This is a genomic window from Mesorhizobium sp. LEGMi-168a, assembly GCF_058312955.1.
The window spans coordinates 58,999-71,005 of sequence record NZ_JBZEGV010000026.1 but is presented as its reverse complement, the minus strand read 5'-3'; the positions used below and the strand labels follow the sequence as shown (position 1 = coordinate 71,005).

Genomic DNA, 12,007 nt, shown 5'->3' with positions numbered 1-12,007 from the left:
CGTTGTGCGGAAAATAGACAGCGGCGATTGGGCGTGTATTAATTGCCGCAAATGGCACCCTGTCGTCAGGATCATCTAGGTTGAGTTTCTTCGCGCCCCCCTCTGTCCTGCCGGACATCTCCCCCACTTGGGGGGAGATTGCGCTCTCATATTTGCTTTCGCCAACCTTCAACGTTGAAAAGAAAGAGCCGGCGGCGAAACCGCTGATCTCCCCCCTTGTGGGGGAGATGTCCGGCAGGACAGAGGGGGGCGCGAAGGAACGCAACGTTGATAGTCACAGCGTGGACCATCCTCATGAACTGGGATGACGTCCGCATCTTCCTCGCCGTGGCGCGCGCCGGCCAGATCCTCGGCGCGGCGAAGCGCCTGGAGCTCAACCACGCTACCGTGTCGCGCCGTATCGCCGCCCTCGAGGACGCGCTGCACACAAAACTGTTTCGCCGGTTGACCACCGGCAGCGAACTGACGCCCGCCGGTGAGCGCTTCCTCGATATCGCCGAGCGCATGGAAAGTGACATGATCGCCGCTCGCTCGACGGTCGCCGGCGAAGGCGACGACGTCTCCGGCACGGTGCGCATCGGTGCACCCGACGGTTTTGGCGTCGCTTTCCTGGCCAAGCGGCTCGGCGAACTGACCGTGCTTCACCGCGAGTTGACCATCCAGCTGGTGCCGGTGCCGCGCTCCTTCTCGCTGTCCAGGCGCGAGGCCGACATCGCGATAACCGTCGAACGGCCGACCGAGGGGCGATTGGTGGCGGGAAAGCTGGTCGACTATACGCTCGGCCTATTCGCCTCCCGCGCCTATGCCGATACCAACGGCCTGCCCAGGACGGCGGCAGAGCTCGGCCGGCACGCGCTGATCGGCTATGTGCCCGACCTCATCGTCAGCCCCTCGCTCGACTATGCCGCCGAGTTCAGCCCGGACTGGCGCTCGAGCTTCGCCATCTCCTCGGCGCTCGGCCAGGCGGAAGCGGTGCGCTCCGGCGCCGGCATCGGCATCCTGCACACCTTCGTTGCCCGCTCGATGCCCGAGCTCGTGCCCGTCGACATCGTGGCTCCCATCCGCCGCGCCTACTGGCTGGTCTATCACGAATCGGTGAGGCCGCTGCGCCGGGTCCAGCTCGTCGCCAATTTCATCACCAAGGCGGTGGAGCGGGAACGCGGGCTTTTTGTCTAATCAGCATCGAGCACGAACGAGCTCACCACCTTTTCGGCCTCTCCCGCCACCGGCGCCCACTTCCGCGCTGCCTCCTCGGCGTCGTCGCCCGTGATCCCGCAGTCCACGAAGCCGAAATGCGCGCGGCGCAGCGTAAGCGCAATGCTGGCATGACCGTGGAAGCTGACATTGTCATCGAAATAATAGAAATCCATATCTGCTATCCGCACCGGGTAGCCGTCTGGAAATCGAGCAAGCCTGTCCTTGCTGAAGCTGGCCGAGCCAAAGGCGGCGCCGATCATTGTCTGCCAGTCGCTCGGCGACCAGTCCTTCTCGATGAAAGCCTTGGGATCGGGCGGATTGTCCGGATTGGACGGGTCGTAGGGATTCTCCGACACTCGGCAGACGAGGCCTTCCCCGGATCGGATCTTGAGCCGTATGGAATTGCCGGACGGGGCCTCACTCGTCCATCCCTCGGGATAGGTCAGCGAAAAGCCATGGTCCTTGTCGTGAACGGTCTTGTCCGCGGCCAGCGCGGCCGAGGCACAGATCAGATATCCGATCGCCGCGGCCAGACGATATAGACGCATCGCAATGTCCCCCTACCGCGGCCGATCATAGCACGGCGGCCGCCAGCGCGTCGCCTTGCGCTTGCCACAAAGTCGGCGAGTGTGGCACCAGCGCTTCGCCATGCCATGGCGGGCGAGGGGGAATCTCGGAAAGCCGGCGCAGACATTCGAGCCATTCTTGCCATCCTGCCGCTGCTTTGCCTTTCCGACTGCGCCAACCCATGGGCCAGGGCCTACCGGATGCTGTTCAGCGATGCGTGAGTCAGGCAGGCCTTCTGAGATCAATGCATGTTGCGCAAAAGTGCGCAGCTTTTTTTGGAACGACACGCGTAAAAACAAGGACTTAAGCCTTGACATACCGGTCGGGGCTGAGATCCAGCGCGTTGATCTCCGGCACCCGGTTGGACATGATGTCTGAAAGCACCTTGGCCGAACCGCAGGCCATGGTCCAGCCCAGCGTGCCGTGGCCGGTGTTGAGATAGAGGTTGGACAATTCGCTCTGTCCGACCAGCGGCGGCCCGTCCGGCGTCATCGGCCGCAAGCCGCACCAGAAGGTTGCCGCCTTGAGGTCGCCGCCGCCCGGAAACAAGTCGCCGACCGAGTGCTCGAGCGTGCGGCGGCGCGATTCATGCAGGCGAAGGTCGAAGCCCGAAATCTCAGCGGTGCCGCCGACGCGGATGCGATCGCCGAGCCTGGTGATCGCCACCTTGTAGGTCTCGTCCATGATGGTCGATACCGGCGCCGCGTCGGCGTTCGTGATCGGCACGGTGATGGAATATCCCTTGACTGGATAGACCGGGATCGGCCGCTTCAGCTTGCGCATGAAGGGCGCCGAATAGCTGCCCAGCGCCATCACATAGGCGTCCGCCGTCCGCCAGCCCTTGTCGGTGCCGACATTGACGACGCGGTTACGGTTCCTGACGACGCGCCGGATGGTCGTGCCGTATTCGAAAGTGACGCCACGCGCCGCGCAAAGCTCAGCCAGCTTGCTGGTGAACATCTTGCAGTCGCCGGTCTCGTCGCCGGGAAGTCTCAGGCCCCCGACAAATTTTCCGCGCACGCCGGCAAGCGCCGGCTCCGCCGCGATGCAGCCGTCCCGATCGAGGATCTCGTAGGGAACGCCGTATTTCTTCAGCACCTCGACATCGCCGCCGGTGCCGTCGAGCTGCTTCTGCTTGCGGAAGAGCTGCAGCGTGCCCTTGGATCGCTCGTCATAGGTGATGCCGGTCGCGGCGCGCAGCGCCTTCAGCGTGTCGCGGCTGTATTCGGCGACCGGCACCATGCGCGACTTGTTCAGCGCATAGCGCTCGGCCGTGCAGTTGCGCAGCATCTTGATGAGCCATGTCCACATATGCGGATCGAAGGCGGGCCGCACCACCAGCGGACCATATTTCATCAAGAGCCATTTGACCGCCTTGACCGGGATGCCGGGCCCGGCCCATGGCGACGCGTAGCCCGGCGATACTTCGCCGGCATTGGCGAAGCTGGTCTCCAGCGCCGGCCCTTGCTGCCGGTCGATCACCGTGACTTCGTGGCCGGCTTCGGCAAGGAAATAGGCGGTGGTGACCCCGATCACGCCGCCGCCCAGCACCAGGACTTTCATTCTATGCTCCCTCAAAGCCGATCATGCCGCCCGGCGGCTCTGGCCCTTTCATCTGTCTGACGGATTTTGTTACGCCCGCCAAGTGGGCGATTACGCGCCGACATAGCGGCGGTGAAAGCGCGCACCCAGGCTGGTAAGCACCTCGTAGCCGATGGTGCCGGCGTGGCCGGCCACATCGTCGAGGCTTTGCGACGGGCCGATGAGCTCGACGAGGTCGCCCTCGCCCAGCCTGCCGGCCGGAAGCGCTGAAATGTCGAGGATGATCGAATCCATCGATATCCGCCCGACGAAAGGCAGCCACACGCCCTCGAACCAGGCGGCCGAAGCGGCGCGCCGGTGCCAGCCGTCGGCATAGCCGAACGAGATCGTCGCCAGCCTGAGCGGTCCGGGCGCATGATGGGTATGGCCGTAGCCGATGCCGGCGCCTTCTTCGACGCTGCGCGTCTGCGCCACCTTCGCCTGCAGCTGCACGACCGGCAGCATCGGGTTCGGCTCGCCCGGCGTCGGATTGACGCCGTAGAGCGCTGCGCCCGGACGGGCGAGATCGTAGTGGTAGGGCGCCCCGAGGAAGATGCCGGACGAATTGGCAAGCGACGCCGGTGCTCTGGGCAGCATTCCGCGCAGCCGTTCGAACGCCAGCCGCTGCGCTTCGTTGGCGGGATTGCGCGGCTCGTCGGCACAGGCGAGATGGCTCATCACGAAGCGGATGTCGATGCCGCCGAAAGCATCCTTCGCCAGCGCCTCGACTTCGGCCGGCGCCATGCCGAGCCGCGACATGCCGCTGTCGACCTGGATGGCTGCCGGCAGCTTTCGTCCGATGGCTCGCGCCGCTTCGCGCCACGCTTTCAGTTGAGCCGCGCTGTTGATGACGGGATGAAGCCCGGCCGCGAGCGCTTCCGGTTCGGAGCCCGGCGGCAGGCCGTTGAGGACAAAGATGTCAGGCCCTGGCCCGAGCGCCTTGCGCAGAGCGACGCCCTCCCCGAGCAGCGCGACGAAGAAGACGTCGCAACCGTCCTTCATCAGCGCCGATGCCACTTGCGCGGCGCCGAGACCATAGCCGTCGGCCTTGAGCACGCCGGCGCAGCGCACACCCGCCAGCCGCGTCTTCAGCCGGCGGTAGTTTTCCCGGATAGCGCCGAGATCGATCGTCAGGATTGCGCCGGCGGCCGCCTCGCTCGGCGACCCTTCCGCATCGAAGGGATCTTTTGTCATGGATGTTATTGAAGCCTGATTCATACCAGTCCATCTCGCCGATCGTCGCCATTATAGCCATCGACAACTGGTGGCCTCAAACAAATTGCCTCGACCTTTCATCGTGTTGATCGCCTCCCCCGTTTTACCCTCGCTTCTTTCATGATACTCTTAGATAGACTGGGGAGGGAATATGCGGGTGGATCCGGATAAATCGAGATTACGGAGTTTCGTTGGGAGAATTATCGACGGAATCCAAAATTATTCGCCCACGGCATTGATTATTATTGGAATTGCGTTAGCGGCCAGTGCATTCTGGAAATTTGATGCGAAGAATCCGGATGAATTGGGGCGCGTCGTTGACACAGTCATAAAACTACTGGGAATCGCGGTTGTAGGTATTTTGTTGCCTCGGCTAATCTCACTTAAGTTTGGCGGAGCCGAAATCGGCCTGTCCGGCGACAATGGCAAAGCCATCAGTGAGAGCATGCTCGCTCTAGAGAGAAAACTCAGCGATCTCCGCGAGGAAGTAGGCCAGATCAAGGTTGCTGGCGGCCAGGCGGTTCGCGAATCATCGGGCATTCCTAGAGAACCGCCCGAATTGCCGCCTCCAACAACTCACAAAGACACTCAAAAAGGGCGTTTCGGAGGAAGCAACAAGGTTGATGGTTATTCGCTGTTGGCAAGTTTCCCTTCTAAGTACAACGACGGCGACGTTGTCCGTGTTAAGCTTGAAGTACGACGCGATAACGGAAAGCTAGTAGCCCCGGTTCGATTTTACCTCGACGAAACATTTCCAAAGAACGAATTTCCTATAGAGCCAAATAAAGAAGGCATTGCCGTTCTCGAGATGATGATTTGGGGTGGCTTTACGGTAGGCGCATGGCCAGAGGAAACAGCCAAAACATTGCTTGAACTTGACCTTTCGGAAATCCCCAAAGCGCCCCTGGTAGTCAAGTCACGGTGAAGAAACTAGCTGCTGGAAGGCCGCTACCACCTGCTCGTAGACTTGGCGCTTGAACGGCACGATGAGCTCAGGCAGTTCCTGCATCGGCCGCCATGCCCACTGATCGAATTCGGCCTTGTGGCCGCCCGGCGGCGGGTTGATCTCAATCTCGCTCTCGTCGCCCTCGAAGCGGTAGGCGAACCATTTCTGCGTCTGGCCGCGATAGCGCCCCTTGAAGGCGACGCCGACCAGATGCGGCGGCAGGTCGTAGTTGATCCAGTGCGGCGCCTCGGCGAGCAGCGACACGCTGCGCATGCCGGTTTCCTCGTAAAGCTCCCGCTCCGCCGCCGTGAGCGGCTCCTCGCCCTTGTCGATGCCGCCTTGCGGCATCTGCCAAAGTTTCGTGGTGCCGGAAAACTCGCTGTCCGGTTCGGAGATGCGGTGTCCGACCCAGACCAGCCCGGCGCGGTTGAGGATCATCAGCCCGACGCAGGGGCGATAGGGCAGCGTCTCCGGGTCGATCATTTTCTTGGACATTCCTGGATTCCGGCATCGGCGAGAACCGATGACTAGCGTTTCTGGGGGTCAATGGCGACAGCGGAAATCGGCACGATCTCGATGCCGCGCTTCTTCGCCTCGGCGACCCAGGACGCCACCGTGTCGACGGTGATGTCGAAAGCCGAGCCGATGCCGACGGCGGTTCCCTTGGCGCGTGCGGTCGCTTCGAGGCTGTCCAGCTTCTTGAGTATCTCGCCGCGATCCTGCACCGCGTCGATCGCCATGTCGCCGGCGACGAACGGCACGCCGTCCTTCAGCGCGAGGTCGGGCGCCAGGCTCCGCGCGGACGAGCCGTCGTCGACATAGGCAAGCCCTCGTTTGCCGAGCTCGGCCATGAACGGTCCCATCGCGTTTGCATCGGCCGAAAAGCGCGCCCCCATATAGTTCATGACGCCGGTATAGTTGGTCGTCCTGGACAGTGCCCAGTGCAGGCTCTTCTGATTCTCGTCCGGGCTTGCCGAAACCGTCAGCGTATTGCGCCCCGGATTGACGCTCGGATAGTCGAACGGCTCGAGCGGTATCTGCATGACGATCTCGTGCCCGCCTTGCCGCGCCGCCTTCATCCAGCGGTCGATGCTGTTGCCTTGCGGAGCGAAAGCCAGCGTCACCTCGGCCGGCAACTTGGCGATCGCCGCCTGCGTGCCGGTCTGCGAGACGGCAAGTCCGCCGATGACGATCGCCACGCGCGCGCCGCGCGCGCCGGACCATGGCCGGGCATAGACATCGAAGGGCCGCCTGCCGTCGGCGGCGCGGATCGGCAGCGGACCGCTGTCGCTGGCCTCGATCAGCGCCCTGTCCGGAATATGGGCGACCTTCAGATTCTGCCCGAGCGCGGAGGGGTCGCGGATGACGATCCCGGCTTTGGGTGGGCCGTCGCCGTCTTCGGTCTGGACATGGATGATCTGCGGGCCGCCGCTCTTCATCGGCGTGCTCGCATTGGGGCTCGCTGTTGCCGTTTCAGCCGGCGCTGGCGCAGGCGCCGGCACTGGAGCTGGAGCTGGAGCCACGGTCACCTTCGGCGTCGAAACGGCTATTTCCTCCGGCTTACGGAAAGGCTTCTCGCGCAGCGCGATCGCCCCGGAAATGCCGATCACGGCGAGGATCGCGACCGCCGCGCCAAGCGTGCCGGCGCTGATGCCGCGCGAGGCGGAGCGCTGAGGCCGGAGCGTCTGTCCGAGCGGGCGTTCGATATCCTTGCCGATGTCAGCCAAGCCGCATCCCCAGGCCCGTGGCGCGACTGATCGCATTGTCAGCGCTCACGAGCGAATTCAACCCCCGGCGCCCCGGCGCCTCATCCCCGAATCAAACTGCCGGAACCTCGCGGTCCCGGCAGCATCGCATCGCTTCGGTTCGCCGGCCAGAGATTTACCCCGGCCATACCCGCATTACTGGTTCAACACGGCCTTGTCCGGGTTCGGCGGGAACGACGGATCGGTCTTTTGGCCGCGCAGCAGCTGCTCGGCATAGATCAGCTGCAGGTCGTCCTTCGGTTCCGGCGGCACATAGGCGGCCGAGCCGGAGCCGGTGGAGCTCTCATCGGCGCCCTTGATGTGGCCCTTGAGGTCGGATTCGCCACGGGTCAGGTCCCTGCCCTGCAGGTCCGGCGGCAGCGGCTGGTCGACCTTGATATCGGGCGTGATACCCTTGCCCTGGATCGACTTGCCGGACGGCGTGTAGTAGAGCGCCGTGGTGAGCCTGAGCGCGCCATTCTCGCCGAGCGGGATGATGGTCTGCACCGAGCCCTTGCCGAAGGACTGCGAGCCCACCACCGTGGCGCGGCGCAGATCCTGCAGCGCGCCGGCGACGATCTCGGACGCGCTCGCCGAGCCGCCATTGACCAGCACGATCAGCGGCTTGCCGTTGATGTCGTCGTTCTGCTTCGGCTTGGCGTCGAAGCGGGTGACGTCCTTCGGGTCGCGACCGCGGGTCGAGACGATCTCGCCGCGCTTCAGGAACGCATCCGACACGCTCACCGCCTGGTCGAGCAGGCCGCCCGGGTTGAGGCGCAGATCGAGCACATAGCCCTTCAGCTTGTCGTTCGGCACCTGCTTCTTGATGTTCTCGATGGCGTTCTCGAGATCGTCATAGGTCTTCTCGGTGAAGGAGGTGATCTTCATGTAGCCGACGTCGTTCTCGACGCGGTACTTCACCGCCTTGACCTTGATGATGTCGCGCACCACCGTCAGCTCGATCGGCTTGTCGGCGCCCTGGCGCAGGATCGTGAGCTTGATCGGCGTGTTGACCGGGCCGCGCATCTTCTCGACGGCGTCATTGAGGGTCAGGCCGCGCACCTCTTCGCCATCGATCTTGGCGATGTAGTCGCCGGCAAGCACGCCCGCCTTGGCGGCCGGCGTGTCGTCGATCGGCGTGATCACCTTGACGAGGTCGTTTTCCATGGTGACCTCGATGCCGAGGCCGCCGAACTCGCCCTTGGTCTGCACGCGCATATCCTGCGCCTGCTCGGCATTCATGTAAGAGGAGTGCGGGTCGAGCGAAGAGAGCATGCCGTTGATGGCGTTCTCGACCAGTGACTTGTCGTCCGGCGGCGTCACATATTGCGCGCGCACACGCTCGAAGATGTCGCCGAAGATCGCCAGCTGCTTGTAGGTCTCGGAGCCCGCAGCGTTCGCCGCCGAGCCGGGTGCGCCGTAGACCAGGCTCATTGCCGATGCGCCCATCAGCGCGCCGGCAAACAGAAGCGACAATTTCCGCATCATTTCACGTCCTTCCAGAAAATCGGTCCGCCCACCAAGGTGCCGGATCGACGGGTTTTCCATCCTTGCGGAACTCAACATAGAGCTCCGGCGTGGCATTTCCATTCTGCGAGGCCGAGGTGCTTGCCACCCGGGCCTCTCCCATCGCGCCGACCGGTTCTCCTGCGAGCACCGACTGTCCGGTCGCGACGCTGATTCTGCTCATCCCCGCCAGGACGACATGATACCCGTCGCCGGCGTTGAGGATCAAGAGTTGACCATAGGAGCGAAACGGCCCCGCATAAAGCACGTTTCCGTCCGCCGGTGCGGTGACGATGGCTCCCGATTGTGTCGCAACCATGTCGCCCTGCATCATTGCGCCGTTGCCGTCGTCGGTCCCGAAGCGCCGTTTGATCTTGCCGATGACCGGCAGCGCGACCTGGCCCTGCTGCGCCGCGAACGGAGCGGAAGCGGTCAAACGGTTGCCCTCCGGCGCCGGCAACGCGGCGGGTTCGGTCGTGGAGGCCGTCGTGTCGCCATCCGCCGATTTCCGCTCGGCCGCGCTGGCCTGATCGGCCGCCCTGCGCGCCTTGTTGGCCTCGAGCGAGGCGATGAGGTCCTTGAGGCTGCTGGCCTTGGCCGCCAGCTGCTGCGAGCGCTGCTGCTCGGCGGTTAAAGCCGCTTCGGTATCGGCCTGCAGCTTCTGCTTGGCCTCGAGCAGCATGGTGAGCCGCTTCTTTTCCGCCGCCTGCTCGGTGACGGCAGCGGTGAGCCGCCCCCGTTCGGCCTCGATCGAGGTCGTCACCCGGGTCTGTTCCTTGAGATCGGCAAGCAGCCTGTCGGTCTGCTGGCGCAATTCCGGCACCACGGCGCCGAGCAGGATGGCGCTGCGCACCGACGACAGCGCGTCCTCCGGCTTGACCAGGATCGCCGGCGGCGGGTTAAGCCCCATGCGCTGCAAGGCGCCGAGCACTTCGGCGAGCACGTCGCGGCGCGCGACGAGCGAGGCGTGCAGCTTCTCTTCCTCCGCCTTCAGCCCTTCCAGCTTGGCGCCTATGTCCTCGATGTCCTGGCCGAGCTTCTGCTCGGTCATGGCCGACTGGATCAGCGCCGCGCTGATCGAGGCATGGTCCTTCCTGACCGTCGCGACATCGGCGGCGAGCTGGGCCAGCCGCTCGGACGACAGGGTGATTTCCTTGGAAACCTGCTCGTATTCGACCCGGCTCTGGTCCGGATCGGGCGCGCGATCGAGCGTGTTTTCCGCAGCCCGGGCCGGCGCGAGCGCAATCAGCGCGGCGACAAGTGTCAAGCCGCAGCGGCTGCGCCAGGCGCGCGTTCTCGAATTCCAGCCTTCAGACATCAGGCCTCGACTCTATCCGCCGCTTCGTTAACGAACCATCAACCATGTTGGAAGCACCGCAACAACTGTGATGTCGGGTCATTGAGGCGGAAATCCGGAGAACTAAAGCATGTCTCCCGAAAGTGGGAACCGGTTTCGGGACAAAGACATGCGTAAAATCAAAACCCTAAAGCGCAGGGAGCGAATCTGAAGGATCGCGACGCGCTTTAGGTGTCTTCCGATCGCGCTTCCAGGGTCCGTAGATCCTCGGTCAGGCGTACAGGCACGTCCATACGATCATGCAGGATGCTTATGACGCCGATCCGGTCGCCGGAAAGCTTGCGAAAGAACACGTAGTGACGGCCGCAGTGACTGAAATAGGCGTCCATCTTCAAATCGGCCGGGATCGCCAGATTGCCGGGGAGCTTTCGCCAAAGGGCAGGTGCTTCGGAAAGGGTTTGCAAGTGCTGATGCAAGTCCGTGATATAGCGGATAGCCTGAGCTTCGCCCCATTTCTCGACAGTATCGTTCCAGATGTGGTCCTGCGCTGCATCCGCCGGCGGGTAGAACAGGTACCCTGCCATGCCTAGAGGCTTCGGCCTTGATTGCGCCGAACAACATCCTGGGCCGATACGGCCTGGAATTCGCTCTCGTCAGCTCTCAGACCCGGCTCAAGCTGCCTTTTTAGCCAGTCCCACGCTTCGTTGCGTGTCTGTAGATCGCGGCGGATCAGGGCACGGATATATTCGCTGGCGTTTTCATAAAGGCCGTTCTCGCCAATCTGCTGTTGCAGATGGGCCTGGAGTTGACCGCCGACGCGGACATGGATGCTGTTATCTGCGGCCATGAGCCAATCCTTTGCTTCCTCCAGATTATGGAAAGCGTCGCAAATATTGTCAATATTTGCTACGTCGGCCGTTCTTGGCAGCCGCCCGACCGAGCGCGCTGTCTCCTGGCTTTTCAGCCCTCGTCTGGCCTTTGACCGCGACATCAGGAGCGATGATATGGGTGTCCGGAGAGGATCGTGGCGATCCGGTAGAGCTGCTCGCCCAGCATCACGCGCGCCAGTTGATGCGGCCAGGTCAGCGCCCCGAAGGACAGCACCAGATCGGCCTCTTCGCGCAGGGATTTGTCATGGCCGTCGGCACCGCCGATCCCAATGACCAGCGCCTTGCGGCCGCCGTCGCGCAACTGGCCGATGCGTGCCGCCAGATCCTCGGAGGACAGCGCCTTGCCGCGCTCGTCGAGCAGGATGAGCACGGTACCCTGCTGCAACTGGGCCTGCAGCTTCAGGCCCTCCTCGCGGCGGCGCTCGTCGGCGCTCTGGCCGCGACTCTCGGGTGTCTCGACGATGCCGGCAAAGTCCAGCCCGACCGCGGGCCCGCTCTTGGCGAAGCGCTCGAAATAGCGGTCGGCCAGTTCTCTCTCGGGGCCGGTCTTCATCCGGCCCACGGCATGAACGGTAATCTTCATCCTCGCCTCGGCGAGCCGTCGATCGATACCGGACCGGAATGGTCACGGCATGCGATACGGCTCAGTGCAAGGTCTCTTCCTCGAGGTCCGGCGCCTGCCACATCTTTTCGAGATTGTAGAATTCGCGGACTTCGGGACGGAAGACATGGACGATGATGTCGCCCGAATCGATCAGGACCCAGTCGGCGCTGGCCAGCCCCTCGACCCGCGCCATGCCGAGACCGGCATCCTTGAGCGCCTTGAGGAGATGATCGGCGACAGCCGAGACATGACGGTGCGATCGGCCCGACGCGACGACCATGTAGTCGCCGAGGCTCGATTTACCCTGGATGTCGATTGAGACGATGTTTTCGGCCTTGGAGTCTTCCAGACTGGCAAGGACTGTCTTGATGGCGAGGGAGGCAGCATCGCTTCCGCTGATCCCGGCCGGCGAAGGCACGATGTCGGCCTTCTTCCGCAGCGCTGTTCTCAGTGTGTTTC

At 63.5% G+C, this 12,007-nt stretch carries 13 protein-coding genes; 2 read left to right on the top strand and 11 right to left on the bottom strand.

What is annotated here, in order from left to right:
- Positions 1 to 294 precede the first annotated feature (294 nt).
- A complete protein-coding gene (locus AC4FWB_RS26740; RefSeq protein WP_491029235.1) occupies positions 295 to 1,176 on the top strand; it encodes a LysR family transcriptional regulator in 882 nt (293 codons plus the stop codon).
- On the opposite strand, the gene AC4FWB_RS26735 is transcribed toward AC4FWB_RS26740, so the two are convergent.
- The 3 genes from AC4FWB_RS26735 to alr all read right to left on the bottom strand — a co-directional run bounded on the left by AC4FWB_RS26735 (position 1,173) and on the right by alr (position 4,539).
- Positions 1,173 to 1,745: a hypothetical protein gene (locus AC4FWB_RS26735; protein WP_491029234.1), complete on the bottom strand. Its 573-nt coding sequence runs from the start codon at positions 1,743 to 1,745 to the stop codon at positions 1,173 to 1,175. The genes AC4FWB_RS26740 and AC4FWB_RS26735 overlap by 4 nt on opposite strands.
- Before the next feature lie 322 nt (positions 1,746 to 2,067).
- Positions 2,068 to 3,327 (bottom strand): D-amino acid dehydrogenase, encoded by a 1,260-nt coding sequence (locus tag AC4FWB_RS26730; protein WP_491029233.1) that lies wholly within the window; start codon positions 3,325 to 3,327, stop codon positions 2,068 to 2,070.
- A 90-nt stretch (positions 3,328 to 3,417) separates the two neighbouring features.
- Positions 3,418 to 4,539 (bottom strand): alanine racemase, encoded by a 1,122-nt coding sequence (gene alr / locus AC4FWB_RS26725; protein ID WP_491029232.1) that lies wholly within the window; start codon positions 4,537 to 4,539, stop codon positions 3,418 to 3,420.
- Between the two features lie 172 nt (positions 4,540 to 4,711).
- On the opposite strand from alr, the gene AC4FWB_RS26720 reads away from it, so the two are divergent.
- Positions 4,712 to 5,485 carry a pYEATS domain-containing protein gene (locus tag AC4FWB_RS26720; protein ID WP_491029231.1) on the top strand — a complete coding sequence of 258 codons (774 nt, stop codon included), beginning with the start codon at positions 4,712 to 4,714 and terminating at the stop codon, positions 5,483 to 5,485.
- On the opposite strand, the gene AC4FWB_RS26715 is transcribed toward AC4FWB_RS26720, so the two are convergent.
- The 8 genes from AC4FWB_RS26715 to rsfS all read right to left on the bottom strand — a co-directional run bounded on the left by AC4FWB_RS26715 (position 5,477) and on the right by rsfS (position 11,966).
- Positions 5,477 to 6,001: an RNA pyrophosphohydrolase gene (locus AC4FWB_RS26715; protein ID WP_491029230.1), complete on the bottom strand. Its 525-nt coding sequence runs from the start codon at positions 5,999 to 6,001 to the stop codon at positions 5,477 to 5,479. The two genes, AC4FWB_RS26720 and AC4FWB_RS26715, sit on opposite strands and share 9 nt — an antisense overlap.
- A gap of 32 nt (positions 6,002 to 6,033) precedes the next feature.
- A complete protein-coding gene (locus AC4FWB_RS26710) occupies positions 6,034 to 7,233 on the bottom strand; it encodes a divergent polysaccharide deacetylase family protein (RefSeq protein ID WP_491029229.1) in 1,200 nt (399 codons plus the stop codon).
- Positions 7,234 to 7,407: 174 nt separating this feature from the next.
- The gene (locus AC4FWB_RS26705) at positions 7,408 to 8,739 is read right to left on the bottom strand and encodes a S41 family peptidase (protein ID WP_491029228.1); all 1,332 of its coding nucleotides are present in this window, start codon (positions 8,737 to 8,739) and stop codon (positions 7,408 to 7,410) included.
- Between the two features lies 1 nt (position 8,740).
- Positions 8,741 to 10,075: a murein hydrolase activator EnvC family protein gene (locus tag AC4FWB_RS26700; protein WP_491029227.1), complete on the bottom strand. Its 1,335-nt coding sequence runs from the start codon at positions 10,073 to 10,075 to the stop codon at positions 8,741 to 8,743.
- A 206-nt stretch (positions 10,076 to 10,281) separates the two neighbouring features.
- The gene (locus AC4FWB_RS26695; protein ID WP_491029226.1) at positions 10,282 to 10,638 is read right to left on the bottom strand and encodes a type II toxin-antitoxin system RelE/ParE family toxin; all 357 of its coding nucleotides are present in this window, start codon (positions 10,636 to 10,638) and stop codon (positions 10,282 to 10,284) included.
- A 2-nt stretch (positions 10,639 to 10,640) separates the two neighbouring features.
- Positions 10,641 to 10,901 (bottom strand): ribbon-helix-helix domain-containing protein, encoded by a 261-nt coding sequence (locus AC4FWB_RS26690; protein WP_491029225.1) that lies wholly within the window; start codon positions 10,899 to 10,901, stop codon positions 10,641 to 10,643.
- A gap of 143 nt (positions 10,902 to 11,044) precedes the next feature.
- Positions 11,045 to 11,527 (bottom strand): 23S rRNA (pseudouridine(1915)-N(3))-methyltransferase RlmH, encoded by a 483-nt coding sequence (rlmH, locus tag AC4FWB_RS26685; RefSeq protein ID WP_491029224.1) that lies wholly within the window; start codon positions 11,525 to 11,527, stop codon positions 11,045 to 11,047.
- A gap of 61 nt (positions 11,528 to 11,588) precedes the next feature.
- Positions 11,589 to 11,966, bottom strand: a complete 378-nt coding sequence (gene rsfS / locus AC4FWB_RS26680) for a ribosome silencing factor (protein ID WP_059189846.1) — start codon at positions 11,964 to 11,966, stop codon at positions 11,589 to 11,591.
- Between the last annotated feature and the right edge of the window lie 41 nt (positions 11,967 to 12,007).

Bases quoted from the DNA above. Each gene is read 5' to 3' on its own strand.
- AC4FWB_RS26690 (WP_491029225.1), bottom strand. From the start codon at position 10,901: ATGGCCGCAGATAACAGCATCCATGTCCGCGTCGGCGGTCAACTCCAG.
- AC4FWB_RS26730 (WP_491029233.1), bottom strand. From the start codon at position 3,327: ATGAAAGTCCTGGTGCTGGGCGGCGGCGTGATCGGGGTCACCACCGCC.
- AC4FWB_RS26720 (WP_491029231.1), top strand. From the start codon at position 4,712: ATGCGGGTGGATCCGGATAAATCGAGATTACGGAGTTTCGTTGGGAGA.
- AC4FWB_RS26695 (WP_491029226.1), bottom strand. From the start codon at position 10,638: ATGGCAGGGTACCTGTTCTACCCGCCGGCGGATGCAGCGCAGGACCAC.
- AC4FWB_RS26705 (WP_491029228.1), bottom strand. From the start codon at position 8,739: ATGATGCGGAAATTGTCGCTTCTGTTTGCCGGCGCGCTGATGGGCGCA.
- AC4FWB_RS26700 (WP_491029227.1), bottom strand. From the start codon at position 10,075: ATGTCTGAAGGCTGGAATTCGAGAACGCGCGCCTGGCGCAGCCGCTGC.
- AC4FWB_RS26740 (WP_491029235.1), top strand. From the start codon at position 295: ATGAACTGGGATGACGTCCGCATCTTCCTCGCCGTGGCGCGCGCCGGC.
- rlmH (WP_491029224.1), bottom strand. From the start codon at position 11,527: ATGAAGATTACCGTTCATGCCGTGGGCCGGATGAAGACCGGCCCCGAG.
- alr (WP_491029232.1), bottom strand. From the start codon at position 4,539: ATGACAAAAGATCCCTTCGATGCGGAAGGGTCGCCGAGCGAGGCGGCC.
- AC4FWB_RS26715 (WP_491029230.1), bottom strand. From the start codon at position 6,001: ATGTCCAAGAAAATGATCGACCCGGAGACGCTGCCCTATCGCCCCTGC.
- AC4FWB_RS26735 (WP_491029234.1), bottom strand. From the start codon at position 1,745: ATGCGTCTATATCGTCTGGCCGCGGCGATCGGATATCTGATCTGTGCC.